The 26,031-nt window shown below is 69.7% G+C and carries 27 protein-coding genes; 14 read left to right on the forward strand and 13 right to left on the reverse strand.

What is annotated here, in order from left to right; translation table 11 throughout:
- Window positions 1–250: 250 nt before the first annotated feature.
- Window positions 251–523 carry a hypothetical protein gene (locus tag KPL78_RS16310; protein ID WP_219764032.1) on the forward strand — a complete coding sequence of 91 codons (273 nt, stop codon included), beginning with the start codon at window positions 251–253 and terminating at the stop codon, window positions 521–523.
- A gap of 3 nt (window positions 524–526) precedes the next feature.
- On the opposite strand, the gene KPL78_RS16315 is transcribed toward KPL78_RS16310, so the two are convergent.
- The 3 genes from KPL78_RS16315 to tsaD all read right to left on the reverse strand — a co-directional run bounded on the left by KPL78_RS16315 (window position 527) and on the right by tsaD (window position 3,689).
- Window positions 527–1,501, reverse strand: coding sequence for an NAD(P)H-dependent glycerol-3-phosphate dehydrogenase (locus KPL78_RS16315; RefSeq protein WP_219764033.1), 975 nt, complete (start codon window positions 1,499–1,501; stop codon window positions 527–529).
- Between the two features lie 234 nt (window positions 1,502–1,735).
- On the reverse strand, window positions 1,736–2,560 hold the full coding sequence (locus KPL78_RS16320) for a 23S rRNA (adenine(2030)-N(6))-methyltransferase RlmJ (RefSeq protein WP_219764034.1): 825 nt from the start codon (window positions 2,558–2,560) through the stop codon (window positions 1,736–1,738).
- Between the two features lie 82 nt (window positions 2,561–2,642).
- Complete coding sequence (gene tsaD, locus KPL78_RS16325; RefSeq protein WP_219764035.1) at window positions 2,643–3,689, reverse strand: tRNA (adenosine(37)-N6)-threonylcarbamoyltransferase complex transferase subunit TsaD; 1,047 nt, start codon at window positions 3,687–3,689, stop codon at window positions 2,643–2,645.
- A 23-nt stretch (window positions 3,690–3,712) separates the two neighbouring features.
- Between tsaD and hemC the strand changes: the two genes are divergently transcribed.
- The 11 genes from hemC to KPL78_RS16380 all read left to right on the forward strand — a co-directional run bounded on the left by hemC (window position 3,713) and on the right by KPL78_RS16380 (window position 14,989).
- On the forward strand, window positions 3,713–4,702 hold the full coding sequence (hemC, locus tag KPL78_RS16330; protein ID WP_219764036.1) for a hydroxymethylbilane synthase: 990 nt from the start codon (window positions 3,713–3,715) through the stop codon (window positions 4,700–4,702).
- A 593-nt stretch (window positions 4,703–5,295) separates the two neighbouring features.
- Window positions 5,296–6,021 carry a uroporphyrinogen-III synthase gene (locus KPL78_RS16335; protein ID WP_219764037.1) on the forward strand — a complete coding sequence of 242 codons (726 nt, stop codon included), beginning with the start codon at window positions 5,296–5,298 and terminating at the stop codon, window positions 6,019–6,021.
- An 82-nt stretch (window positions 6,022–6,103) separates the two neighbouring features.
- Entirely contained in the window at window positions 6,104–7,336 is a 1,233-nt protein-coding gene (locus KPL78_RS16340) for a hypothetical protein (protein ID WP_219764038.1), read from the forward strand.
- A gap of 12 nt (window positions 7,337–7,348) precedes the next feature.
- On the forward strand, window positions 7,349–8,599 hold the full coding sequence (locus tag KPL78_RS16345) for a heme biosynthesis HemY N-terminal domain-containing protein (RefSeq protein WP_219764039.1): 1,251 nt from the start codon (window positions 7,349–7,351) through the stop codon (window positions 8,597–8,599).
- 63 nt (window positions 8,600–8,662) lie between these two features.
- Window positions 8,663–9,520 (forward strand): GGDEF domain-containing protein, encoded by an 858-nt coding sequence (locus KPL78_RS16350; protein ID WP_219764040.1) that lies wholly within the window; start codon window positions 8,663–8,665, stop codon window positions 9,518–9,520.
- Between the two features lie 428 nt (window positions 9,521–9,948).
- Entirely contained in the window at window positions 9,949–10,992 is a 1,044-nt protein-coding gene (locus tag KPL78_RS16355; RefSeq protein WP_219764041.1) for an AbrB family transcriptional regulator, read from the forward strand.
- A complete protein-coding gene (locus KPL78_RS16360; protein WP_219764042.1) occupies window positions 10,989–12,533 on the forward strand; it encodes an amidase in 1,545 nt (514 codons plus the stop codon). Before KPL78_RS16355 ends, KPL78_RS16360 begins: the two co-directional genes overlap by 4 nt.
- A gap of 12 nt (window positions 12,534–12,545) precedes the next feature.
- Window positions 12,546–13,838, forward strand: a complete 1,293-nt coding sequence (locus KPL78_RS16365; protein ID WP_219764043.1) for an amidase — start codon at window positions 12,546–12,548, stop codon at window positions 13,836–13,838.
- Between the two features lie 205 nt (window positions 13,839–14,043).
- The gene (locus KPL78_RS16370) at window positions 14,044–14,250 is read left to right on the forward strand and encodes a cold-shock protein (protein ID WP_219764044.1); all 207 of its coding nucleotides are present in this window, start codon (window positions 14,044–14,046) and stop codon (window positions 14,248–14,250) included.
- Between the two features lie 92 nt (window positions 14,251–14,342).
- Entirely contained in the window at window positions 14,343–14,483 is a 141-nt protein-coding gene (locus KPL78_RS16375; protein ID WP_219764045.1) for a hypothetical protein, read from the forward strand.
- A 50-nt stretch (window positions 14,484–14,533) separates the two neighbouring features.
- Complete coding sequence (locus KPL78_RS16380; protein WP_219764046.1) at window positions 14,534–14,989, forward strand: DUF6481 family protein; 456 nt, start codon at window positions 14,534–14,536, stop codon at window positions 14,987–14,989.
- A 380-nt stretch (window positions 14,990–15,369) separates the two neighbouring features.
- Here the strand turns inward: KPL78_RS16380 and KPL78_RS16385 are convergent, their stop codons facing one another.
- The 8 genes from KPL78_RS16385 to rutA are packed head-to-tail and all read right to left on the reverse strand — an operon-like array spanning window position 15,370 to window position 22,930.
- Window positions 15,370–16,296 carry a polysaccharide deacetylase family protein gene (locus KPL78_RS16385; RefSeq protein ID WP_219764047.1) on the reverse strand — a complete coding sequence of 309 codons (927 nt, stop codon included), beginning with the start codon at window positions 16,294–16,296 and terminating at the stop codon, window positions 15,370–15,372.
- Window positions 16,293–17,201, reverse strand: coding sequence for a polysaccharide deacetylase family protein (locus tag KPL78_RS16390; protein WP_219764048.1), 909 nt, complete (start codon window positions 17,199–17,201; stop codon window positions 16,293–16,295). The genes KPL78_RS16385 and KPL78_RS16390 overlap by 4 nt, the downstream gene beginning before the upstream one ends.
- Window positions 17,202–17,206: 5 nt before the next feature.
- Window positions 17,207–17,872, reverse strand: coding sequence for an isochorismatase family protein (locus tag KPL78_RS16395; protein ID WP_219764049.1), 666 nt, complete (start codon window positions 17,870–17,872; stop codon window positions 17,207–17,209).
- The gene (locus KPL78_RS16400; RefSeq protein ID WP_219764050.1) at window positions 17,869–19,023 is read right to left on the reverse strand and encodes an ABC transporter substrate-binding protein; all 1,155 of its coding nucleotides are present in this window, start codon (window positions 19,021–19,023) and stop codon (window positions 17,869–17,871) included. The genes KPL78_RS16395 and KPL78_RS16400 overlap by 4 nt, the downstream gene beginning before the upstream one ends.
- 29 nt (window positions 19,024–19,052) lie before the next feature.
- The gene (locus KPL78_RS16405; protein WP_219764051.1) at window positions 19,053–19,880 is read right to left on the reverse strand and encodes an ABC transporter permease; all 828 of its coding nucleotides are present in this window, start codon (window positions 19,878–19,880) and stop codon (window positions 19,053–19,055) included.
- A gap of 6 nt (window positions 19,881–19,886) precedes the next feature.
- Window positions 19,887–20,750 carry an ABC transporter permease gene (locus KPL78_RS16410; RefSeq protein WP_219764052.1) on the reverse strand — a complete coding sequence of 288 codons (864 nt, stop codon included), beginning with the start codon at window positions 20,748–20,750 and terminating at the stop codon, window positions 19,887–19,889.
- Entirely contained in the window at window positions 20,747–21,850 is a 1,104-nt protein-coding gene (locus KPL78_RS16415; RefSeq protein WP_219764053.1) for an ABC transporter ATP-binding protein, read from the reverse strand. Before KPL78_RS16415 ends, KPL78_RS16410 begins: the two co-directional genes overlap by 4 nt.
- Window positions 21,851–21,853: 3 nt before the next feature.
- A complete protein-coding gene (rutA, locus tag KPL78_RS16420) occupies window positions 21,854–22,930 on the reverse strand; it encodes a pyrimidine utilization protein A (protein ID WP_219764054.1) in 1,077 nt (358 codons plus the stop codon).
- Between the two features lie 251 nt (window positions 22,931–23,181).
- Here rutA and KPL78_RS16425 point away from each other — a divergent pair, with 251 nt between their 5' ends.
- A complete protein-coding gene (locus KPL78_RS16425) occupies window positions 23,182–23,886 on the forward strand; it encodes an ABC transporter permease (RefSeq protein WP_219764155.1) in 705 nt (234 codons plus the stop codon).
- A gap of 74 nt (window positions 23,887–23,960) precedes the next feature.
- Window positions 23,961–24,767: an EcsC family protein gene (locus KPL78_RS16430; protein WP_219764055.1), complete on the forward strand. Its 807-nt coding sequence runs from the start codon at window positions 23,961–23,963 to the stop codon at window positions 24,765–24,767.
- 56 nt (window positions 24,768–24,823) lie between these two features.
- On the opposite strand, the gene KPL78_RS16435 is transcribed toward KPL78_RS16430, so the two are convergent.
- Entirely contained in the window at window positions 24,824–25,042 is a 219-nt protein-coding gene (locus tag KPL78_RS16435; RefSeq protein ID WP_219764056.1) for a DUF4170 domain-containing protein, read from the reverse strand.
- A gap of 104 nt (window positions 25,043–25,146) precedes the next feature.
- Window positions 25,147–25,959: a sugar phosphate isomerase/epimerase family protein gene (locus tag KPL78_RS16440; RefSeq protein ID WP_219764057.1), complete on the reverse strand. Its 813-nt coding sequence runs from the start codon at window positions 25,957–25,959 to the stop codon at window positions 25,147–25,149.
- Window positions 25,960–26,031: the final 72 nt, after the last annotated feature.

The following is a 26,031-nucleotide window of genomic DNA, read 5'->3' on the forward strand; positions in this document are numbered from 1 at the left end:
TGGTTGGAGAAATCCTTCGACCCACTTCGCGCGCGCCCCTCATCCCCCAGCACTTTCTTCATCAGCACCGCGAATCGGCGCATGGGCCTCCGCTACCGCTGGTCGCTGGCTTCCGGCCCGCGATGCGGATTAGATGACAGTGAAACGAATCGGTGGCCCGGCCTGCTCCGTGCCGGCGCTCCGGATTCCGAACGGACGGCGCCATCACAAGCGGCGCCGTGTCCGAGGTGATCGAAAGGCCACGTCGCCCATGACTGCATTGCCGAATGACCCGCCCGAGGACGTCATCATCACCCTGCGCCCTGTCGCCGGGGGATCAAGCACGATCGAGATCGAGCGTCTGGGGGACGGGTCCTACCGCGCGACGCACCGCGCCGGGCTCGGAACCCTCGAACTGTGCCGCACCGTCGACCTTGAGCGGCTGTTACGGCAACTGAACGAGGCGCTGATCTCCGGTACCCAGTCCGGCTACGTGGCGGCGGTGCGCAATCTCCATGATTCGGCCTTGCCGCGGTCGGCCTGACGCCTATTCGGTCCGCTGTGGCCGTGCGAGCAGCCGCGCCATCGCTTCCGGCAGGGTGATCCGTTCCGCCAGCAGGTCGGCCACCGCCTCGCAGATCGGCAGTTCCACGCCCACCTGACCGGCCCGCGCGACCAGGGCCGGGGCGGTCGCCACGCCCTCGGTGACGCCCGCGCGGCCGGCGAGGATGTCGGCCAACGTCTCCCCGCGCCCCAGCGCCAGGCCGAGCGACATGTTCCGGCTGCCCGGCCCCGCGCAGGTCAGCATCAGGTCGCCGAGGCCGGTCAGCCCCGCCGCCGTCTCCGCCCGCCCGCCCAGCGCCACCGCGAGGCGCGAGAGTTCCGCCAGCCCGCGGGTGACGAGCGCGGCCCGGGCATTCTCGCCCAGCCCGGCGCCGATCACCGCTCCGGCCGCGATGGCGATTACGTTCTTCGCGGCGCCACCGACCTCGGCACCGATCGGGTCCTCCCCGGCATAGAGCCGGAAGGTCGGCGAGGAGAGCAGCGCCAGCCCGATCTCGCGCAGCATTGGATCGGTCGCCGCGACGACTGCCGCGGCGGGCAGGCCGCGCGCGACCTCATGCGCGAAGTTCGGGCCGGACAGCACGCCGGCGGGCAGGCCCGGGCGCAACGCAGCGACGATCTCGAGCGGCAGGCGCAGCGTGGCGGCCTCGACCCCCTTGCAGCAGAGCAGCAGTGGCACGTCGCGATCCGGCAGGCTCGCCACCACGCGCGTCAGCGCCTGAGCCGGCACGACCATCAACGCCAGTTTCGCGCCGTCCAGGGCCGTCCCAGCATCCGGGGTCACCCGCACGGCGTCGGGGATCGCGACGCCAGGCAGGTAGCGCGCATTCTCCCGCGTTGCCGTCAGCGCCGCCGCGAAGGCCGGATCGCGGGCCCACAAAGCCACGGACCGCCCGGCTCGCGCCGCCTGGATGGCGAGCGCGGTGCCCCAGGCGCCGGCACCGAAGACGGCGATCATGGCGCACGGAGGGGCTTTGCCCCTCCGGACCACCCCGCGACGGGCCCCCATTCTCGTTGCGTGCAACGTGAATGGGGCCCCATCGGCCGAGAGGCCTGTGGAAGCCTCAACCTGGTTGCGGGCAACAGGCTCATCTCATTCCCTCGAAACATCTCCGGGGCGCCCATGCGGGCCATGCCACCCGTCCCGACCAAGGCGGCCGGCGCCCGGAGGCTCCGGCCACCGTCTCCGCGGTCATTCATCCGTCACCCGCGTCACGCCGATTCCCGCACCAGGCTCGGTCTCCAGCGCCGCCAGCAACGCGGCGAGTATGCTCCGCGCCGCCTCCATGAAGCCGAAGGGGGCGTTGACCACCAGCAGCCCGCTGCCGTTCAGCCGTCGCGGATCGGTCGGTTCGCGCAGCCAGAGCTCCGCCGCGATCGCGTCCCGCACGCCAACGGCGCGCAGGGAGTCATGGAAGTCCCGCACGGGCGTGCGATGCTTCACCGGATACCACGCGGCGATGATGCCGGCGCGGAAGCGGCGCTGCACTTCCGTGATGGCGCCGACCAGCCGTTCGAACTCCTCCTCCTGCTCGAAGGGCGGGTCCATCAGCACCAGGCCGCGCCGCTCGGGGAAGGGGGTCAGGGCGCGGATTGCCTCATAGGCATCCCGGCGATGCACGGCGACCTGGTGGTCGCGGGCGAAGAAGGCGCGGAGCGCGGCGTGGTCCTCGGCATGCAGCTCGCAGCAGGCGAGCCGGTCCTGCGGCCGCAGCGCGGCGCGGATCAGCGCAGGTGAGCCCGGATACCGCGCCGGGAACCCCTGGGCGGTCAACGCGGCGACAAAGGGCGCGAGCGGCCCCTGGGTCATGCCCTGAAGGCGCAGTGCGCCGTGCTCGGCCTCGCCGGTCCGTGCGGCCTCCTCGGCCGAGAGGTCATACATGCCGCGCCCGGCATGGGTGTCGAGCACGGCGAAGGGCGCATCCTTGCGCCTCAGCGCGTCGAGCAGCAGCAGCAACAGGGCGTGCTTCAGGCAATCCGCATGGTTGCCGGCGTGGAAGGCGTGTCGGTAGTTCATGCGCCACGCGCCCTGTCGGCGCGAATGCGCCAACGCCTCTCCGTGCTTCGGGCGCTCGCACGCAGCACAACACGGGACCCGCTCATGCTCCAGCGAGTTCCGCGAGCGGCCAGCGCGGCCGCGGGCTGTGGTCCAGCGGATCGGTCAGGCCGGCGCGCAGCCGCTCGATCCCGGCCCAGGCGACCATCACCGCATTGTCGGTGCAGTAGCGCAGCGGCGGGGCGAGCATCGGCACACCCGCGGCCGCCGCCGCACCGGCCAGCGCCGCCCGCACCGCGCCATTCGCCGCGACGCCCCCCGCCACGACCACCGCACTCGCCTGGGGCAGCATGGCCAGCGCGTGCTTCGCCCGGTCCGCCAGCACCGCGGCGACCGAGGCCTGGAAGGCCGCCGCCACATCCTCCCGCCGCCCGCCCTGGGCCAGCGCCCGCGCGACCGCCGTCTTCAACCCGCTGAAGGAGAAATCGCAGCCCGGCCGTCCCAGCAAGGGTCTCGGCAGCGGCACCAGCCGGGCATCGCCCTGCGCGGCCAGCCGTTCCAGATGCGGGCCGCCAGGCCAGGGCAGGCCCATCAGCTTGGCGGCCTTGTCGAAGGCCTCGCCCACTGCATCGTCCAGCGTGGTGCCGAGCCGGCGATAATGCCCCAGCCCTTCCACCGCCACGCATTGGCAATGCCCGCCCGAGACCAGCAGCAGCAGATAGGGAAATCCGGGCGCGCCTTCCGGCAGCAGGCCGGGCAGCCGCGCCGTCAGGGCATGCGCCTCCAGATGGTTCACCGCGACGAAGGGCAGGCCCTGCGCGATCGCCACCCCCTTGCCGAAGCAGGCGCCCACGATCAGCCCACCGATCAGCCCAGGGCCGGACGTCGCCGCAACCGCCCCGAGATCCCCCGCCCTGATGCCTGCGCGCCGCAGTACGGTCTCCGCCAGCCCCGGCAGGGCGGCGAGATGCGCCCGTGCCGCGATCTCCGGCACCACGCCGCCGAAGGCCGCGTGCTCCTTCTCCTGGCTCAGCACCGCCTCGGCCAGGATGGCGCCATCCGGCGCGAGCACGGCCGCCGCCGTCTCGTCGCAACTGCTCTCCAGCCCCAGCACGGGGCCGTGGAGCCCAATCCCATCTTTCGCGCCCATGGGCGGGGTTCTATGACGCCGACATGGCCCTTGCCCACCCCGCCGCCGCGGTGCCCCAGCATCGCCGCCCCCTGCCGCTGCGCGTCGGCACGCGCGGCTCGCCGCTCGCCCTTTGGCAGACGCGGTACTTCCTCGACCGTGTGACGCGCTTCTGCCCGGTGCTGCGCGACGCCAAGGCCTTCGAGGAACACGCCATCACCACCTCTGGCGACAGGATCCAGGACCGCAAGCTCGCCGAGATCGGCGGCAAGGGCCTCTTCGCCAAGGAAATCCATGAGGCGTTGCTCGACCGCCGCGTGGACTTCGCGGTCCATTCGCTCAAGGACCTGGAAACCGAGATGCCGCCGGGCATCGTCCTCGCCTGCACCCTGACGCGGGAGGATGCGCGGGACTGCTTGCTGCCGGGCCCCGCCCTGCCGGCTTGCGATCCGGCTGATCCCTTCGCCGCGCTTCCCCAGGGGGCAGTGATCGGAACGTCGTCCGTCCGCCGCCAGTCGCAACTGCTGTATCGCCGCCCCGACCTCCGGGTCACGACGTTCCGCGGCAATGTCCAGACGCGGCTGCGCAAGCTCGCCGAAGGCGAGGCGGCCGCGACCCTGCTGGCGCTCGCGGGGCTGCGGCGCATGGAACTCGACCCGCCGGGCAGCGTTGCCATCGACCCCGAAATCATGGTCCCCGCCGCCGGGCAGGGCATCGTCGGCGTTACCGTGCGGGCGGATGACACCGAGCTGCACGAACTCCTCGCCGCCATCGAGGACCCGGAGGCCCGCGCCGTCTCCTCCGCCGAGCGCGCGCTGCTGGCCGCGTTGGACGGGTCGTGCCGTACGCCGATCGGCGGGCACGCCCGGCTGCTGCCGAACGGACGCCTGCGCCTGACCGGGCTGGTGGCGCGGGCCGACGGCTCCTTCCTGCTGAAACGCAGCGAGGAAGGCAGCGCACGGGACGCGGTGCGGATCGGGGCGGAGCTCGGGCATGCGCTGCGGCGGGACAGCCCGGCGGATCTCTTCGCCTGAGAGACCGTTTGAGAAGTCCGGCGCCGGCCCGTACCCCCACCCGGCCACCCAATTCAGCATACTGTCGTTGGTTAGCCGGGTGGGGGTGCGGGCCGGTGCCGGACATGGACATGCGCCGATCGGCGCATGTCCAAACGGTCTCTGAGGCCGCTCCGGGCCTTTCGCAACGGCATTGGGTGGCATCGCCCGATACGCGGGGCGACCAGGGCGCGGAAGGCAATGGACAGGGGCTCGGCCCCGCTCCGGACCTCGCCTCGCCAAAGGCCGCAAGGCCTTCGGAAACTGTCCCTTGATGCAGGGCATGGATGATCGGGCGCCCTGATGAATGGCGCGATGGGCACGACACGCGCGTTGATGCCGGCAGATGCCGGTCCCGCCCAACACCAGGTCGAGGTTTCCAAAGGCCTTTCGGCCTTTGGTGAGGGGTGGGGGAGGGCGGAGCCCTTCCCCGCACTGCCGCGCCATGGTCTTCGCACGGAGCCCCTCCAACCGAGTTTCGATCGCCCCATTGAACTTTTGGGATATTGCCGCCTTATCGGCCCGCCAGGAGGCGGATGCGAAGGCGCCGCAGACGCAGGAACCACATCGGAATCATGCCGCGTTTAACCATTTCGGCGCCCGGCGCGGCCGTCCTGATCACCCGCCCCGAGCCCGGTGCGGCCGAGACCGCCGCGGCCTGCGCGGCACGCGGCTGGACGCCGGTCCTGGCGCCGTCCCTGCTGCTGCGCTCGTGCCCGCCAGCGACCCTGCCGCCCGCCCAGGCCCTGTTGCTTCCCTCCCGTGCTGCGGCGCGGGCGCTGCCGGCCTCTGCGTTGCCGGTTCTCGCGGTGGGGGAGGGCACCGCCGCCGAGGCGCGCGCCCGGGGATTCACCAGGGTCGCGGCCGCCGGTGGCGACGCGGCTGCGCTCGCCGCGGCCGCGGCGGCCGGCTTCGACCCGCAGGCGGGCCCGCTGCTGCTGGCAGTCGGGCGCGGCTATGGCGCGGAGCTCGCCGCGGCGCTCCGCGGGCGCGGGTTTCGCGTGCTGCGCAGGGTCGTCTATGCCGCGGCGCCGGCGATCAGCCTGCCGGATGCAGCGCGCGACGCCTTGCGCGCGGGGCGGGTCGCGGCGGCGTTGTTCACCTCGCCGCGCGGCGCGCGGATCACGATCGCGTTGATCCGCCGTGCGGGCCTGGCCGAGGCCGCCGGCACCATCCGTGCCATCGTCATCAGCCCTCGCATCGCCCAGGTCCTGGCGCCGCTGCCCTGGGCTTCCGTGGCGATCACCCCGGGGCCGGACCCGGCGTTGCTGCCGGCATGTCTTGGTCCGCCTCCGGTTTGATCCGTCGCAGGGGCGCCATCCCGCACAGCGGTGCTATACACCCCACCCCCGCCGCCCGTGGCGGCGCAGCATGAGGAACGGCATGACCGAGACGCCCCAACCCCCGCTTCGCCGATTCCTGGACCCTGCCGCCCTGCCATTGGTGGTGGGTGGGCTTGTCCTGGTGCTGGCCGCGGCCTGGCTCTGGGTCACGCCGCGGCCGGCGCCGGCCCCCAATCCCTCGGCCGCGGCGATCGCCGCCATGGAGGCGCGCGTCTCCGCCCTCGAGGCGCTGCAGGGCCGCATCCGGAACCTCGAGGCCCTGCAGACCCGGATCGCGGCGCTGGAAGGGCGCCCCGCCCCGGACCTTGCGCCGCTGGAACGCCGGATGGCGGCGCTCGAGGCGCGTCCGGCGCCCGATCTGTCGGCCATCGAACGGCAGATCGCCGCCATCCCGGCCGCGCCTGACCTTGGCCCGCTGGAAGGCCGGGTGGAAGGGCTGGGCGGGCGCGTCGCGGCCGCCGAGTCCCACGCCGCCCAGGCGCTCGCCCGCCCCATTCCCGACCCCGCCGGCTTCGCGCCGCGCGCCGCGGTGGAGGGGCTGACCAACCGCGCCGACCGGTTGTCCGAGCGGCTGGACGCCGTCGCCGCCCGCCAGCAGGCGGCGGATGCCGAGGCCATGCGCCGCACCCAGGAGCTGGCCGGCACCGTCAATGATCGCCTGGCTGCGGCCGAGCGCGCCGAGGCCGAGCGCATCGCGGCAGCCTCGACCGCGCTGGAGACCCGCTTGCGGGGAACCGAATCGGGGCTCGCGACACGGCTGGCGGCGCTGGAACAGGCCCAGGCGCGGGTCGCGGCGGTGGAGGCGCGGGCGACCCGCCTGGCCGCCTTCGACGCGCTGCGGCTGCGTCTCGATGCCGGCCAGCCGCTTGGGCCGGCGCTCGCTGCCCTGCCAAGCGCGCCCGAGGCGCTGACCCGCTTCGCCTCCGTCGCGCCGCCGACCGAATCCGGCCTGCGCCTGTCCTTCGAAGCCGCTGCCCGCGCCGCTCGCGCGGCGAGCGAGCCCGGCCAGGGGCAGGGCCTGCTGGATGCCGCCACCTCCCGCCTGTCGGGGCTGGTGACGGTGCGCCGGGGGGAGCAGGTGGTCTGGGGCGACGCTGCCGCCGCCGAGCTCGAGCGCGCCCGCCGCGCCCTGGAAGCCGGGGATCTGGACGCCGCCGTCACACGGTTGGATCGGTTGCCGCCAGCCGCCAAGGCGGCCATGGCGGATTGGATCGCCCAGGCGCGGGCGCTCGAGGCTGCGCGCGCGGCCCTGACCACCCTCGCGGCCGGCTGAGGGGCGTCCAGGATGCGTCGTGCGATTCTGGTTCTGCTGGGGCTCGCGGTTGTCACCGCGGTCGCCTTCTGGATGGCCGAGACGGGTGGGACCGTCGAGGTGCAGGTCGGCGAGGTCTGGATCGGCATCGGCCTGCCGATCGCGATTCTCGGCCTGGTCGTTGCCTATCTGGTGCTGCATGGCGGCTTCGCGGTGCTGCGGCATGTCCGCGGCATGCCGCATCGCCGGCGCGCCGCGCGCTCCGCGAAGCGCCGCGCGGATGGCGACGCCGCGGTTACCCGTGCGCTGATCGCGCTGGCCGCCGGCACGGCGGAGGCCGCGCGGCTGGAGGTGCGCCGCGCCCGCCACCTGCTGGGCGATACGCCGCAGACCCTGCTGCTGGCCGCCGAGGCCGCGCGCCTGTCGGGACGGGAGGATATGGCCGCCGATGCCTTCAAGGCTCTGGCGGAACGGCCGGATGCCCGCTTCCTCGGCCTGCGCGGGCTGCTGCGCCAGGCCATGCAGCGGGAGGATTGGGAATCCGCTCATCGCCTGGCCAAGGAAGCCGAGGCCGCGCAGCCCGGCGCAGCCTGGCTGCGGGAGGAACGGCAGCTCCTCGCTTTGCGCACCCATGACTGGCGGGAGGCCCTGGCGCTGTCCCCGCCGGATGGGCCGCGCGCGGCGCTGGCGCTCGCTGCGTCCGAGCAGGAAAGCGATCCGGCGCGGGCCGCCGATCTGGAGAAGCAGGCCTTCGCCGCCGATCCGACCTTCGCGCCGGGGGCGCTGGCCCATGCGAAGCGCCTCGCCGCCGCCGGCAGCGCGCGCAAGGCGCGGGCGGTGCTGGAACAGGCCTGGATGGCCGCACCGCATCCGGATATCGGCCTCGCCTGGATCGCGGGGACGCCGGCGCCGCTGGCCCGCATCAAGGCGGTCGAGGATCTGACCCATCGCAACCCCGACCATCTGGAAAGCCGCCTGCTGATGGCCCGCGTCGCCCTCGATGCCGGGCTGACCGGGCGGGCGCGGGCGGAACTGGAGGCGCTGATCGCCTCCGGGGCGGCAGATCGACGCGCCTATCTGATGCTCGCCGAGTTGGAGGAGACCGAGCATGGCGACACGGCCGATGCCCGCGCTGCCCAGGCGCGCTGGCTGCGCAGCGCGGCGAACGCCCCGGGCGCGCCGCGTTGGCGTTGCAATACCTGCGGGGCCGAGCATTCCGCCTGGAAGGCCGAATGCAACGCCTGCGGTACGGTCGGGCGTATCGGCTGGTCGGCGGCCGGGTGAGAGACGGGGATTTTTTCAATCTCCGGGTATCATGATGTGCGGCTGAGCTGAGGGAATCGTCGGATGCCGTCGGATGTGGTGCTCCACTTCGCGTTTCGCGCGGCCACGGCGGTATTGGCGCTGGCGGCCTTCGGCTTTGGCGCGTGGCGAGCCCTGGCCATGCCGATGCGGGGGCTGCGGCGGGCGCTGCGGCTCTTCGGTGCACTGGTGCTGCTGAGCGTCGCGGCCCTGGCCGGCGTCGATGCCGTGGCCGTCTCCCTGGACGGCAAGGCTCCGGAGAGCATGCTTCTGGATTGGCTCTGGGTCGGGCTGGACATGCTCGTGCCCGCCTTCTTCCTGCTGCTTATTGAAGGATGGCGGCGGCATGACCGGCTGGAGGCGCAGCTCGCGGCCCTATCCCTGACCGATCCGCTGACCGGGCTTGCGAATCGGCGGGGCTTCCTGGCGCGTGCCTTGCCGGCGATCGCCGTCACACGGCGGAATGGCGGGGATTGCGCGGTGGTCGTCATCGACTTGGATCGCTTCAAGGCGATCAACGACAGTTTCGGCCATGCGGCGGGCGATGCGGTGCTTTGCGGCGTCGCCGGCATCATTGCGGAGGCGGTGCGCGGCGCCGATGTCGTCGGACGGCTGGGTGGCGAGGAGTTCGCCCTGCTGCTGCCCGGTGCCGATGCGGCGTCGGCGGCCCTCGCGGCAGAGCGCCTGCGCGGCCTGGTGGCCGTGGGCGTGCCCCATCCGGGCGGGGAACGCGTGACGATGAGTGCGGGCGTCGCGACGCTGGGCACTGAGGAAGAGTCGGAAGCGGCCCTCGACGCCGCGCTGCGGGCAGCGGATGGTGCGCTCTATGCCGCGAAGCGCGGCGGGCGGGACCAGGTGCGGGTGGATGGCGAAGGGCGGCGGTCGATCGCGATGTCGGCCTGACGTCGAGCGACCTTCTGGTGCCTGGCTATCGCCCCTGCGACATGGTCGCCGCCCCGCGATGCGTCGTGAGGGGCATCGCGCCATCGGCGGCGATCCGCGTCGGGGCTGCGGCCGCATCCGACCATCGCGTGCAGCCGGCGGCGCAGGGTGACATCGGGCACCGGAGAAGGCACGCAGGATCGGAGACCAGGCGAGGGGCCGTAGCGGCACGGCGATGGACAGGCATGCGCGATGAGGCTGCTGTGGTGGCCGGTCTTTTCGCTCAGTTGCGTGGGGGGCAGATCACCCCTTCGCCCGGAGCATGACCGCACCCCGCTGACATCCCCTGAGTGGCGCGGGACTTGCCTGCCACCCCGCGACGGCCGGGCCGACGACGAAGGAGCATTCGACATTCGACCACTTGAACATCACTGCGCCGGCGGTTCCCGATGACACTTGCCAAGGCACTGCGCATCGCCTTCGGTGTTTCTTTGGGCGCGGTGGGTGGTGCCATCTTCGCCACACTGCACCTGCCTCTGCCCTGGTTGATCGGCGCCCTGGTCGCGGTCGGCGCGGCGCGCATCTCGGGCCTGCCGGCGGAAGGCGATCCGCAGCTCCGCAACATCTTCATGGGCATCATCGGGATTGCGCTTGGCCTGTATTTCACGCCGGCGACGGCGGCGGTGCTCATGGCCAAGGCACCGGTGCTGCTGCTCGCAGCCTTCATCACGCTCGCCATCGGCGCGGCGCTGGCGCCGACGCTCGCGCGGCGCGCCAAGGTGGACATGGCGACGGCCTGGTTCTCCTCCATTCCGGGAGGTGTCGCCGACATGGCGATGCTCGCGGAAGGCTATGGCGGACGACCGGCGCCGGTCGCGCTGGCGCAGCTGCTGCGGGTCTGCTCGGTGGTGATCCTGGTCCCCAACATCTTCGCCCTGCTGGGGCTGAAGGGCGACATCCCGCAGGCGGCGACGGTGCTGCCCTTCGTGCCCTGGATCCTGGTGCTGCAATTCGGCGGCGGGCTGGTGGCCGCGATCGTCCTGGTGCGCATGGGGGTGCGGGCGGGATGGCTGCTCGGGCCGCTGACGGTAACGGCGGCGCTGACCGCCTTCGGCATCACGCTGTCGGGCCTGCCGCCCTGGCTGACGGCCTTCGCGCAGGTGGTGCTGGGCACCAGCCTGGGTGCCGCCTTCGGGCGCGAGAGCATCCGCCCGCTGCGCCGCTTCCTGCCGCACGCGATCAGCCAGGTCTTCCTGCTGATGGGGAGCTGCGCGCTTGCCGCGGCGCTGCTGTCCTGGCTGTTCCATGAGCCGCTGGGCGCGATGATCCTGGGCACCGCGCCGGGCGGCGTCGCGGAGATGAGCCTGACCGGCAAGGTGCTCGGCCTGGATGTCGCGCTGATCGTGACGCTGCATGTGACGCGCATCTTCCTCGTCACCGTACTGACGCCGCCCGCCTTCCGCCTGCTGCACCATCGGGACAAGACGCCATGACCGACAATCCCTGTTTCCTGTCGGCTGCCGAGGCAGGGCGGCGCATCGCGACGCGGCGGCTTTCGCCGGTGGACCATGTGCAGGCGATTTTCGATCGCATCGATGCGGTAGACGGGCGCGTCCGGGCCTACATCACGCCGCTGCCGGACCGCGCTCTGACCGCGGCACGCAAGGCGGAGGCCGAGATCGCCGCTGGCCTGTGGCGCGGGCCGTTGCATGGCGTGGGCTTCGCGGTGAAGGACAACTACTTTACCGCCGGGGTGCGCACGACGGGCGGATCGCGGCTGATGCTGGATTTCGTGCCCGAGGCGACGGCGCACATCATTGCACGGCTGGAGGCGGCGGGGGCGATCCTGCTCGGCAAGCTGAATACCTGGGAATACGGGACGGGCACAGGGGCGGTGCACCACGACCTGCCTTTCGCCGTGGCACGCAACCCATGGGATCTGGATCGGTTCACGGGCGGGTCGTCCACGGGGTCCGGCGCGGCGGTGGCGGCGGGGATCGCGCCCTTCGCCCTGGGGTCGGACACCGGCGGGTCGATCCGCCTGCCGGCCGCGGCGAACGGCTTGCAGGGGCTGAAGCCGACCTACGGGCGAACCAGCCGTGCGGGGGTTCTGCCGAATTGCTGGTCGCTCGACGTGACGGGCGCGCTGTGCTGGACGGCCGAGGACAGCGCCACGGTGCTGAATGTCATCGCCGGGCATGATCCGGGCGATCCGGGCAGCGCGGACCGGCCTGTGCCGGATCATCGCGCGGGGCTGCGCGACGGCGTGGCGGGCATGGTCGTGGGTATTGTCACCGGCCTGCCGGAAGGCGAGATCAGCCCAGCCATCGCCGGCGGTGTCGCGGCTTCGGCGCGCGCGCTGGAAGCGCGCGGCGCACGGTTGATGGATGTTCCGATTCCGGCGTCGCTGCGCGATTATCGCCGCGCGGCGGGGATCATCAATCCGGCGGATTCCTATTCGATCCATGAAGCGGATTTCCTCGAACGCGCGGAGCTGATGGGCCAGGCGTTGCGGGACAAGCTGACGACGGGGTCGATGATCCGCGCCGGCGACGTGATCGCCGCGCATCGGATGCGCCGGCACCTGGCCCGCGCGACGGATGCGCTGTTCGGGCTGTGTGATCTGCTGCTGCTGCCGGGTGCCTACCGGGTCGCGCCGTCCTATGCCGACCCGGCGGCAGTGATCGCCTTCACCCGCGAAGGCGCGATGAACATCGCAAGCCTGTCCGGCCATCCGGCCATCAGCACGCCCTGTGGTTTCGACGCGGACGGCATGCCTCTGAACGTGCAGATCATCGGGCCGTATTTCGCGGAAGCCCGCGTGCTGTGCGCGGCGCAGGTTGTCGAGGACGCGCTCGCCGAGCGCGACCGCCGCCCGAACCTGCGTGGTGGCGACCTGCCGCTGGATCCGACGCCGCCCGTCGATCGCGCGGCGCGGGACGATGAGCTGGCGCGCAACCTCGCCGCCATGGCGGCCGAGTTGCCGCGGCTGCCCGACAAATTCGCGGAGCCGGCCGGCGTCTTCCGGCCCTGATTGAGGATGGTCATGAAAGAACCCTGGCAACTCACCGCTGCCGAGGCGGCCGCCAAGCTACAGGACGGCGCGCTGACGGCGGAGGCGCTGACGCGCTCCTGCCTCGAACGCTGCGCGGAGCGCGAGGCGGTGGTGAAGGCCTTCACCTTCCTCGATCCGGGCCTGGCGATCCGCAATGCGCGGCGGGTCGACAAGGCCTATGCGAAGGGCGTGCTGCATGGGCTGCCGCTCGGCGTAAAGGACATGATCGACACGGCGGACATGCCGACCACGCACAATTCGCCGCTGTATGAGTCGCTGGTGCAGGGGCGCGACGCGGCCTGCGTCGGCGTCGCGCGCGGCGAGGGGGCGGTGGTGTTCGGCAAGACCGACACGGTGGAATTCGCCGCTGCCGGCCGACGCGCGCTGACGCGCAACCCGCATGACACGACGCGCACGCCGGGCGGTTCGTCCTCGGGTTCCGCGGCGGCGGTGGCGGATGGCATGGTGCCGATCGCCTTCGGCACCCAGACGGGCGGCAGCACGATCCGGCCGGCCTCCTTCTGCGGCGTCTATGCGATGAAGCCGACCCATGGCGTGGTGAACAGCGAAGGGGCGAAGCGGTATTCGCATACGCTGGACACCATCGGCTGGTATGGGCGGTCGCCGGCAGACCTGCACCTGGTCGCGCGCGCCTTCCGGCTGTTCGGCATGGAGGCGGCGCCCGCGACGAAGCCGGTCCGCGGCCTGCGCATCGCGCTGTGCCGTGGTCCACATTGGGATATCGCGGCGCCGGAATCGCAGGAATCGCTGCTGACCGCGGGCAAGCGATTGGAAGTGGCCGGTGCGGTGGTTGAGGACCTGACCCTGCCGGCGTCTTTCGACACCATCTCCCGCGCGCATCACATCGTTCTGTATGGCGAAGGACGCGGCGCCTTTCTACAGGAATACCTGACCGCCCCGGGCCTCCTCCACCAGGATTTCCACGACCGCGTGCTGAACAAGGAGGGCATCACGGCGCAGGACATGGTCTGGGCCTACGACCACGCGGCGGCATGTCGGCGGCTGTTTGACGCGCTGTTCCCGGGCTATGATGCCGTGCTGGCGCCGGCGGCCCCGGGCGAGGCGCCGGTCGGGCGCCAGGACACCGGCAACGCCATCTTCAACAGCATGTGGACACTGCTGCACGTGCCCTGCATCGGCATTCCCTGCATCAAGGGGCCGAACGGGCTGCCGGTGGGCGTGCAGGTCGTCGGGCCGCGTATGGGCGATGCGGCGCTGCTGGGCGTGGCGGCAGCTGTTTCGCCTGTCGTGGATGCGGGGTGACAGACGGGCGCCGCAGCATACCGGAATTGGCATCTGGTAATCTGCGGCGCGATGCCCTATGTTATGGACGTCAGCTTTTTTTGGTTCCGCCGCGCTCTCCTTGCTCGTAACCGAGCGCCGAGCCCGCCAGCTCCCCCCAAGTAGAAGATTGATCGGACGCACCGCGTGGCGCGTCCGCGCCTGTATATTTGAACGGAACAATTCCATGTCCATTGGCACCATCAAGTGGTTCAACGCCACCAAGGGATTCGGCTTCATTCAGCCTGACGACGGCACGAAGGACGTATTCCTCCACATCTCCGACGTCGAGCGCTCCGGCATCGACACACCCCGTGAGGGCGACAAGATCGAATTCGACCTTCAGCGCGGTCAGCAGGGCAAGACGTCCGCGACGAATCTGCGCAGGGCCTGAATCACCGTCCCGGCGGACCTTGACGTCCGTCGGAACGCCGCATGCGACGCCACCGTTCAGGGCGGCGTCGCCAAGAATGAAGAAAGACAGTAATGATAACCATTGACACACGGGCCCCGCGCGCCATTCCGGCGCGCAGCGGCACATCCATCCCGCCGCAGGCCGCGACGCGACCCGGCACCGGGCTCTCGCCCGCCGAAATCCGCCAGATCATCCTGGAAATCCTCGGATGAGTCGGTATGACACGACCGAAACCCACAGCAAGGGACCGTAGTAAGCCACGATGCAAGGCCTGAAACGCGACGACTTCAACGCCCGCCGCGAAGCTGCGGACCGCGCCCGGCAGGCGATGGTTCAGAGGTTCCGCGCACAGCCTCGCCCGGATGATCCCGTGGTGCAGGAACGGCTGGCCGCACAGCGTGCGGTCGCTGAGGCTCGCGAGAAGCGCCGTGCCGACCGCCTCGCCGAAAAGGCCGCGCAGGCCGAAGCGGCCGCCGCCGAAGCCAAGCGCCTGGAGGCCGAGGAGGCCGCCCGCCAGGCTGAGGCCGCGCGCCTCGCCGCCGAACAGGCTCAACGGGAGGCTGAAGCCGCCCGCGCGGCTGCCGCCGCCGCGATGGAGCAGGAGGAGCGTGCCGCTCTTCTCGACGCCGAGAAGAAGGCCCGCGCCCTGGCCCTGGCTGCCGAGCAGAAGGCCTTGCGCGACGCGCGCTATGCCGCCCGAAAGGCGCGCCGCAAGTAGCACCGGCGCGTGCCCGGGCGGTGAGATCCGGCGGCGCATCGTCCTGCGCTGTGGAACCGAGAGGGGCTTTGCCTCTCTCGGGCTCACCCCACCAAAGGCCACAGGGCCTTTGGAAACCGTCACCTAGTACCGCGCGCCACAGGACCACGGCCAGTGCCGAGACCCGCATTGGCTTAGAAAGCGCACTGCGGGGGGGCATGGCATGCCTTGCGCGCCCGTCGCCGAGTATTCGGCTTTCCAAAAAAGATACTGTCATTTGGCGAGGTGGTTTGGAGGGGCAGCGCCCCTCCAAATCCGACCTTGCCAGTTGTCCCCGAAGCGTCTCGGCATGAAGCGCCTCGAGGCGGGGGACTACCTGGCTGCGGTGATCGCGCACCGCATCAGGCCTGCGCCTTCCACGCCGCGGCGATCTCCGCCCCCGTTGCGTTCCACACGCTGCCGCGCGCCAGGATCGCGTCGAGCAGCGCGCTGAACGCCTTGGCGCGATGCGGCTGGCCCATCAGCCAGGGCGTGACTGCGAGCGTCAGGATGCGGCCGCCGCCGGTGGCCCGCGCCTCGGCGTCGAGCGTCGCATGGGCGGCGAGGATGGCGTCGGTGAAATCCTCGGTCGCCATGTTCTGCTGGAACAGCATGCGCTGATCCGACAGATCCTGCGGCAGCGGCATGGCTGTCAGCGTGCCGGTCTTGGTCGCGAAGGCATAGGGCATGTCGTCATTCACCCAGCCGCTGGTCCAGGTGAAGCCCTCGGCCGCGACGAGATCCGGCGTGCGTGCCGATTCCGAGTGCGCTGGCGAATGCCAGCCGGTGACGGCATTACCGAAGCGGCCGCGCAGCAGCGCGGCGGCTTCGGCGACTACTGCGCGTTCCTCGGCTTCCGGGACCTCCGCATGATGCAGATGCGCCATGTCCAGGCCCGCGCAGGCGGGTTCCCAGCCGGCGCCGACGATCTCATCCATCAGCACCGGGTATTCGCGCGCCAGGGCCGCGCTGAGCAGGGCCGTGCCCTTCAGCCCGCGCGCGCCCATCGCCTTCATCATGCGATAGATGCCGATGCGGTTGCCGTAGTCGCGCTGCGTGAAGTCCCAGTAGGACGGGTAGGGCCGTTCCATCCCGCCCGGTGCGGTGAAGGGCTTCAGCGGCATGTCCATTGGGAAATGCCCGACATGCACGGCAATCCACAGCGCGACACGCGCCTCGCCCGGCCAGGTGACGGGCGTCGTCCGCGGCAGGATGCGATACGGGTAGCGGTCGTGATCCATCGCCCGCTTGCGGATCGGATACTCGATGTAGTCCGGCGGCAGCGTCACGGCGTGCCCTCCGCGATCCAAGCTTTGTGGTCGGCGAGGTGATGGTCGATGTAGTGCTGCGCGATTTCCCGACCCGTGGCGAGCCACACCTTGTCGTGCGACGTGATGTGCGCCAGCACGGCATCGAGTGCCGCAACGCGATGCGGCTGCCCGATCAGATAGGGGTGTAGCGGCATGCACATCACCGTGCCGCATTCCGCCCCTTCCTCGTAGAGCTGGTCGAACTGCGCCTTGCAGATCGCGGCGTAGCGTTCGGCCGGCGTGTTGCGGCTGACGAAGAGCGGGACGTCGTTGACCTCGAGCGAATAGGGGATGGAGACGAGCCGCCCGGATCGCGTGTTGACGGGCGTCGGCTGGTCGTCATGCGTCATGTCGAGGGTGTAAAGAATGCCCTCCTCGGCGAGGACGTGCTGCGTCGTCTCGTCGTTGGATATCGCGGGGGTCAACCAGCCATCCAGCTTCTGGCCCGACACGCGCCTGATGGTCTCGCGGCTGTCGCGGATGACCTCCCGCTGCATCGCCTCGTCCATCTCGTAGAAGTAGCGCGTGTTGTAGGTACCGTGGCTGAACAGCTCCCAGCCCAGCGCGCAGCAGCGCTCGATGATTTCGGGGTAGTGGTCGCAGACCGCGACGTTCAGTGAGACCGAGCCTCGCACCCCGTACTTCGCCATGGTGTCGGCCATGCGCCAGAAACCCGCGCGGTTGCCATAGTCGCGCCAAGCGTAGTTCAGCACGTCCGGGTGCGGCCGCGGCCAGGGGTTCCGACGCGGATTGGGCGGCGGGAAGAGCTCGTAATGCTCGATATTCGGCGCCAGCCAGACGGCGATCTGCGCGCCGTTCGGCCAGGTGATCTTCGGCCGGCGCCGCCAGGGCATGTAGTCGTAGTGGCCGGGCGCTTTGAGCATGGTGGTCAGCCCTGCATCTGCGGGATGGCGTCGAGCACTTCCTGCACCGGCATCACATCGGCGTATTTCACAGCCATGTCATAGAGGTTCGCGAAATGCGGCGATTCGTGGCGGTCGGCGGTGGTCTCCTCCGGCACGATCATGCGGTAGCCGCAGGACAGGCCGTCCACCACCGTCGCTCGCACGCAGCCCGAGGTCGACCCACCCGTCACCACCACCGTATCGATGCCATGGAAGGTCAGCAGGGAGCGCAGGTTGGTCTCGAAGAAGGCGGAGGCCATGCGCTTGTTGATGATGATGTCGGCGGGTTCGCGCTCGGTGCGCGGGTCGAGCATCGCGCGCGGCGAGCCCTCCTTGATGTTCTGCAGGCTGTCCGGCGTGTCGGATCGCGTGCCCCAGACGCCGCAATCTTCGCCGGACGGCAGATAGGCGACATAGGTCCAGACCACGGGCCAGCCGCGAGCACGGACCGCCTTCGCCAGCGCGTTCATATGCGCGATCTGGTCGGGGTCGGTCTCATAGGCCGTGACGTAGGTGTCCGGCTGGGTATAGGCGCATTGCACGTCGATGTTCACCAGCGCGGCGCGTCGGCCGAAGCCGAAGCGCCGCCGGGTCGGCGCGGCCTTGAGTTCCGCGAAAAGCTGCCGCGCCGTCTTGCTGTCTTCGATCATGCCGCGAGGAACTCGTTCCATTTCTCGGTGTAGTAGGGGAGGTTACGTGGACGCGTGTTCCAGACATAGATGCGCGCGGCGCGATCGTCGAAGGACCCGCCGTCGCGACCGACGCCGCCATACAGGCTATTCTGCAGATCCGGCGCCATGTACTGCTTGTAAGTGTCGGATGTGGAATAATATCCGATCTTGCCCTGCTCGGCACCCGGGAAGCCGTCCAGCCAGAAGTTCAGGTAATCATAGGCCAGGTCGATGTTCCGGCAATTCGCCGAGATGGCGTAGCCGTTGCACCAGGCGCGGTAGCCTTCCTTGGCGACGGCGTAGCGCATCGGGATGCCCTTCGCGGCCACGTCGATGACCACGGGCCACCAGGCATCGGCGATCCAGACTTCTTCCGAGGCCATGAGGTTCACCAGCTCGCCATAGGTACGCCACAGGGCACGGAAATGGCCTTCCTTCTTCTTCTCCTTGAGGAAGTCCGTGACGGTGTCGACCTCGGCGTTGGTCAGGTTGGTTGGATCGACCGGATTGAAGATGCCCATCGCCTTCATGCCGATCGCGGCATCGAGCATGCCGAGCCAATCGATGGCATAGAGCGCGACCTTGCCGCGCCAGCGCGGATTGAACAGCTCGCCCCAGGACAGTTCGTTGTTCTCGGTCTGGATGTGGCGTTCGTTGTAGCCGATCGAGTCCATTTGGAAAAAGGCGGGCGAAAAGACGACCTTTGTCTTCGCGTCATCCGCCCACATCATCGTGCCGGGATTGGCGCCAAGGCCGATCGGCGCCGTCGGCGTGGCGCGGCCCTCGCGGAACAGCATGTGCTGGTGCGACCAGTTCTTCAGCCGGCTGATGTCGATCGGCTGAGTGAGCTGCTCGCTGACGCCGTACTGGGAAAAGGGCGCATCGGTCGTGATGATGTCGACCTGCGCGGCGCGCACACGGTCAAGCCGCGCCTGGGTCGAAGGATTCGTCCAGGGCCGCACACGCGCGCCGCTGACGCGCATGAACTCGCGCAGGATCGGTTCGCGCAGGTCGTAGGTCGCGCCGGCGAGCTGCAGTTCGCGCGATTGCGCCGCAGCCGGGCGGATCAGCGGGGCACCCAGGCCGGCGGCGGTGCCGACAAGGAGGCCGCGTCGGGAAACGATGCTCATATCCTGTCTCCTGTCGTTCGAGTGTGTGGTCAGGACGGGCGGCCGCGCAGTGCGCGGGCCCGTAGCCAAAAGCCGATGGCGCAGAGGGCGATGACGGTGAGCGACATCGCCGTGGTGAGTGTGCCGATGGCATAGAGTTCGGGCGTCAGCTGCCGGTCGAGCTGCGCCATGACGGCGAGCGGCAGAGTCCCGTCACTGCCCGCGGTGAACAGCGTGCGGGCATATTCGTCGTAGGAAAGCGAGAAGCCGAACAGCGCCGTGCCGATGACGCCGGGCAGGATGATCGGCCAAGTGATGCGACGGAAGGCGGTGACGCGATTGGCACCGAGGGTCAGCGCTGCTTCCTCCAGCCGCGGATCGAAGCGGTTGAAGACGGCGAGCATGGTGAGAAAGCCGAAGGGCAGTGCCCAGGACACGTGGACCACGTAGGCGGTGGTGTTCCACGTACCCTCGATGCCGAGCAGGCGCGTGAGGATGGCGAAGCCGAAGCCGACCAGGATGCCCGGCGCCATCAGCCCGAGCAGCAGCAGGTAGAAGTACAGCCCATTGCCGCGGAACCGCCCGCGCATCGCCTGCGCGGCGCAGACCGACAGCACCACCGTGGTCGCCGAGCAGGCCAGGGCCAGCAGGAACGACCGCAGCATCGGCGGCTTGAAGTCGTCGAAGAGATCCGCTTCCCACAGCTTCTGGTACCAGTGCAGGGAGATGCCGTTCATCGGGAAGGTCGTGCCGCCGTTCTCCCCGGCAAAGGAGAGGGTGAACATGGTGAACATCGGCGCCCACTGGAACAGCAGGAAGCCGATGGTGACGATGCCGAGCAGCCAGGAGGTGATGCGCGAGCGCGTCTTCCAATGCATCGCCGGTCAGCTCCCGACCTTGCGGATATCGACGATGCGCAGTGCGATGGCCACGCCAGCCAGCATCAGCAGCATCAGCAGCACCGACACCACCGCCGTCATGCGGATCTGCGAGCCTTCGTAGAACAGCAGGATGAGGTTGCCGAGGAAGGCGAGCTTGTTGCCGCCCACCGTGGTGACGGTGATGAAGTCCGCCAGCACATTCAGGAAAACCAGCACCTGACCGATGATGATGCCAGGCAGGGTCAGCGGCAGGATGATGCGCCAGAACACAATGATGGGCGGGGCTTTCAGCGTCATCGCCGCCTCGCGCAAGGCAGGCGGGATGCTGTTCAGCATGTAGACGACGGGTCCGCTCGCCAGCAGGGTGTAGAGCGAGACCTGCGCCATGGAGATGCCGAGGCGCGAATAGAGGAATGCCTGGATCGGCCGCTCGATGAGCCCGATCCCCATCAGCGCCTGGTTCAGCAGACCATTCACGCCGAGAAAGGGCACGAAGGCGATGGCGCGGATCAGCGTGCTGGTCCAGAAGGGGATGACGAAGGCCAGGAACAACGCGAGGCGCCAGCCCGGGCTCGTCACCTTCACCGTCAGGAAGTAGGCGATGCAGTAGCCCATGAACCCCGTGATCGCCATGATCATCGCGGTCTGGAGCAGCGTGTCGCCGATCAGCCAAAGATAATTCTCGTTCGACAGGAACCGCCGGTAGTTGTCGAAGGTGATGGGGTTGTCCGGCGAGACGGTCGTCCCGCCCCACAGCGACACCCAGACGATCAGCAGCACCGGCAGCACGACCGCGAGCGCCATCCACAGCCCCGCCGGGAGAGCCAACCAGAAGGCGGCGGGGGAGCGGATGCGGATCGTGCTCACGCCGACGGCCCCCGATGCAGCACGCCGCTGTCCTGAGCCCAGCCGAGCGTGACCTCGTCGCCTTCGCGCATGCTGGGTGGCAGGGCGCCGAACTGGTCGTATTTCACGATCAGACCGCCGGCGCCTTCCAGGACATGGCGGCGGAAGGCGCCGAAATACTCGACGGTGACGCAGCGCAGCGTCAGGCGGTTGAGGATCGATTCGCCGGGGTTCTCGATCAACCGCTCCGCGCGGACGGAGAAGGTCAGCGCATCGCCGGCAGCGGGAGCGGCGAGGTCGAGCAGCGGCACGCGGAAGAGGCCGGCTGCGGTCACCACCTCCAGCACTCCATCGCGGGATGCGCCGGCCCTGCCTTCGAAGACGTTGTTGCCCTGGATGAATCCGGCGACGAAGGCGGTGCGGGGGCGGGAGAGCACTTCGTCCGGCGCCCCCTGCTGTTCGATCTTCGCGTGGTTCATGACCACCACATGGTCGCCGAGGGAGAACGCCTCGTTCTGGTCATGTGTGACCCAGATGAAGGAGATGCCGGAGCGCTTCTGCAGCGCCTTTAGCTCCAGCATCACCGTCTCGCGCAGCGAGTAGTCGAGTGCGCCGATCGGCTCGTCGAGCAGCAGGATGCGCGGTTCGGTGATCATGGCGCGCGCCAGGGCAACGCGCTGCTTCTGCCCACCGGAAAGCTGGGAGGGGCGGCGCTCGGCAAGATGCGCGATTTCGAAGGCCTTGAGCACCTCGGCGACGCGGGTCGCGATCTGGGCCTTCGGCTTCTTCAGCATCTCCAGGCCGAAGCCGACCTGCCTGGCCACCGTCATATGCGGGAACAGCGCGAAATCCTGGAACATCATGGCGATGTCACGCTTCCAGGGCGGTTCGCCGGTGACCTCCTTCCCACCGATCAGGATGTCGCCGGCATCGGGTTCCTCGAGGCCGGCGACGCAGCGCAGCGTCGTTGTCTTGCCGCAGCCGGACGGGCCGAGCAGGCAGACGAACTGCCCCTTCCCCACTTGCAGCGAGACGTCGTTGACCGCGACGAAATCGCCGTAGCGTTTGCGGATGTGGCGCAGCTCGAGGTCGAGCTGCGCGATCGCCGGCCCCTCCGGCAAAGGTCAGGCCGCCTGGGGCAAGTTCAGGCGGGACTTCATCAGCGGCATGATGCGCGTTCCGAACTGCTCCATGCCGATCAGGAAGTCGTCGAAGGTCAGCATCACGCCGGACAGGCCCGGCACGGTGGCGAGCTCATCCATGTGCTTCGCCACCGTCTCGTAGGACCCGACCAGGCGCAGCATGGTGGTGGGCTCGCGGTCGGAACGCACCATGCGGCCGACGGTGGAATGCGCCTCGGCCTTCACATCCGCCCCGGCCTGGGCGTCGCGCCAGGCGAGGGCTTCGAGATCCGTGCCGGCGACGTAGTGCTTCCACTTGGCCTGGGCGGCCTCGTCGGTCTCGTCGGCGATGACCATCATCAGCAGCATCGCCTCGCAGGATTTGCCGGCCTCCTTGTTGGCGGCCATCAGGCGGGCCGTGTGCGGGGCGACCTGCGAGACGTCGTTGATGCCGCCGGCGCTGATGAAGTTGTAGTCGGTGTATTCGGCGGCGAACTTCATCCCGCGATTGGACTGGCCGGCCGAGATCATGTCGATCTTGCCTGCCGGCTTCGGCTCCATCCGGCAATCCGTCATCTGGAAGAAGCGGCCCTTGTGGTTGGACACGCCGGTGCTCCACAGATCCTTGAGGACCGTGACGTATTCCTCGCCGTATTCGTAGCGGCGGGCGAAATGCTCCTCGCCGGGCCAGATGCCCATCTGCTCGTATTCGGCCTTCTGCCAGCCGGTCACGATGTTCACGCCGATGCGGCCCGGGGCGATGGCGTCGATCGTCGTCGCCATGCGCGCGATGATCGCCGGCGGAATGGACAACACGGCGACCGAGGCGAAGAGCTTGATGCGCGTGGTCACGGCCGCGAGGCCCGCCATCAGCGTAAAGCTCTCGAGGTTGAAGTCCCAGTAGCGGCTCGGTCCGCCGAAGCCGCGCAGCTTGATCATCGACAAGGCGAAGTCGAAGCCGAATTTTTCGGCCTTCAGCGTGACCTCGCGGTTGAGTTCGAAGGTCGGCATGTACTGGGGCGAGGTGCTGGAGATCAGCCACCCATTATTGCCGATGGGAAGGAAGACACCGAGCTTCATGGCAGACCCTCGCGATCTCGCAGATGCGAAACCCTAGGTCCACCGGACGGGCGGGTCCATCGTCGCGCAGGTCAAATTTCGCGCAATTGGCAGATGGAGGCGGCTTCGGTTGCGAATGATGCGGGCAGTTCTGGGGATATTGAACAGAGAATCATCACACGGGGCGTGTCGTGGCACGATCCGTCTGAGCCGCTTGATTTTCGTTCGGGAACGTGCGGCCTTCGGTCGGAAATGACCATCGCGTGCATCTCATGAACGATCTCGGCGCCGCCTTTTCTGCCGCGCTCGATCTGCTGTCCGGCGGGGATCCGGCGTTGATGCGCATCGTGCTGCTGTCGCTGGAAGTCAGCCTCGTCGCGCTCGCCACTGCCGCGATCATCGGCTTGCCGCTCGGCGCGCTGCTGGCCGTGGCGCGCTTCCCGGGGCGTGCCGCGGTGATCGTGGCGCTGAACGCGCTGATGGGGCTGCCGCCGGTGCTGTGCGGGCTGCTCATCTATCTGCTGCTGTCGCGCTCGGGACCGTTGGGGTCATTCGGCCTGCTGTTCACGCCGGGGGCGATGGTCATTGCGCAGGCCGTGCTGATCCTGCCGATCGTCGCGGCTCTGACGCGCCAGGTGCTGGAAGGGATGTGGGAGGAATATGCCGAACAGTTCCGATCCTTCCGCGTCTCGGCGCTGCGGGCGGTGCCGACGCTGCTGTGGGATGGGCGCTTCGCCCTGCTGACGGTGTTGCTGGCGGGCTTCGGTCGCGCCGCGGCGGAGGTCGGGGCAGTCATGATCGTGGGCGGCAATATCGAAGGCTACACGCGCGTGATGACGACGGCGATCGCGCTCGAAACCTCGAAGGGCGACCTGCCTCTCGCGCTCGCGCTCGGCATGGTGCTGATGACGATCGTGCTCGCCGTGAATGCGCTGGCGCAAGGCCTGCGCGGGGCGGCGGCGCGCTGGGCGGGATGAGTCCGGGAGCCGCGCGTCCCCTTCGATCGTCCCGACCCTTGTCCCCGAATGCCGCAAAGGCCACCTGAACCGGCATGAGCCTTGCCACCACCCGGCCCGGAACCCTGCCGCCCGACGCCGAGCGCACCCTGCGCGCGGCGCATGATGCGCTGGAGAACCCCTCTCTCGCCGCGCGTCTGGCCAGCGCGGCCGGCATGCCGGTCGAGGCGTTGCGGGCGCGGCTGCCAGCGGGGTTGCAGGGCGCGGTCGATGCGGCCGTGCGGACGGCGCTCAGCACGGCGATGACGGCTGCGCTGCGGTCCGGCCCGGCGATCACGCCGCTGCCCGTTTCCTCACGCTGGTTTCATCGCGGGCTGGCGGCGGCTTCGGGTGCGATGGGCGGGGCCTTCGGGCTGCCGGGCACGATGGTGGAGTTGCCTGTTTCCACCGCCATCCTGTTGCGCCAGATCGCCGCGGTCGGTGCGGAGCAGGGGGAAGACCTATCCGCCCCCGACGCGGCGGCGGAATGCCTGAAGGTCTTCGCACTGGGCGGCACGAGCGCGTCCGACGACGCTGCCGAGAGCGGCTACTTCGCCGTCCGTCTGGCGCTGGCCGAGGCATTGAAGGGCTCGGTCGGGCATGTGGTCGTGCCGCGCTTCATCGCGACCGTGGCGGCGCGCTTCGGCGGCACGGTCGGGTTGAAGGTGGCCGCGCAGGCTGCCCCGGTGCTGGGTGCGGCGGCGGGGGCGGCCGTAAACCTTGCCTTCCTCAGCCATTTCCACGGTATCGCCCAGGCGCATTTCGGGCTGCGGCGGCTCGAACGCGACTATGGCGCCGCAAGGGTCCGCGAGGCCTGGGACGCGATCGCCGCGACCCGCGACGTGCCCTTCCTGCCAGGCTGAGAGGCTGTCGGCCTATCAGAAGTCGCCGTCAGGCGACCTCTGAGAGTGGCTTTGGGTCAGCGCGCCGCGTCTCCGCCTGGGCGCGGGGCCTCGATCACGAACAGCCGGTGCTGGGCGGTATCGACCCGGCGGCGCATCTCGTCGCGCCAGATGCGTTCGGCGGTCGCGAGGTCATGGTACGGGCCGTGGCACTCCTCGGTACCTGGTTCCAGGTCCTGCCACGTCGAATCCACGAAGATCCCACCCCAGACAAACCACAGTTTCCGATCGGCCATGACCCGCTCCGTTGCAGCGCCCAAGCGGCGTGCTGCGGTGCAAACTGCCCTCAGGGGCGGCGCGGCTCAAGATGCGAAGTGGCGCGGATTTGCGGGGGCAGGGGTCAGCAGGCGACGTGGCTCGCCTTCACCGCGGCCATGACGGCCTCGGGGTCCTCGGCCCACCAGCGGTTGGACAGGATCTCGACCTCGACCCCGCCGGCCCAGCCGGAGGCCTCCGCCATGGCGCGGATCGCCGGGATGTCGATCACGCCTTCGCCAGGCATGCCGCGGTCGAACACCAAATCCGTGGTCGGCACCTTCCAGTCGCAGACATGGAAACCGGCAATGCGGCCTCTCGCCCGCGCCATCTGGCGGGCGAGGTCGGGATCCCACCAGACATGATAGACGTCGACCGCGACGCCGACGCCTGCACCCAGTTCGTCGCACAGATCCAGCGCCTGGCTGAGGGTGGAGAGCACGGAACGATCCGCGCAGGTCATCGGGTGCAACGGCTCCAGTGCCAGCGTCACCCCCGCCGCCCGCGCATCGGGCAGAATGGCGTGCAGGCCCTCGCGCATCATCTCCCGCGCCCCGGGCAGGTCCTTCGACCCCTTCGGCAGGCCGCCACCAAGCACGACCAGGCAGTCGGCGCCGATGGCATGGGCTTCGGCGATCGCACGGCGGTTGTCCTCGATGGCCGCGGCCCGGCCGGCAGCCTCCGCGGCAGGGAACATGCCGCCGCGGCAGAGGCCGGTGACTTTCAGGCCCGCATCACGGATCTGCTGCGCGGCGGCGGTGAGGCCGGCAGCCTGAAGCACGTCGCGCCAAGGGGAGATCGCGGTGATGCCGTGACGGGCGCAGGCCTCGACGACCTGGGGGAGAGTCCAGGCTTTCACCGTGATGGTGTTGAGGCTGATGGGGCCTGGGGCGGTCATGCGCGGGACTCCGAGCGGGAGGGGCTTTGCCCCTCCCGGAGCCTTCCCGCCAAAGGCCGAAGGGTCTTTGGA

This window comes from Roseomonas alba (genome assembly GCF_019430885.1).
Classification (GTDB): domain Bacteria; phylum Pseudomonadota; class Alphaproteobacteria; order Acetobacterales; family Acetobacteraceae; genus Neoroseomonas; species Neoroseomonas alba.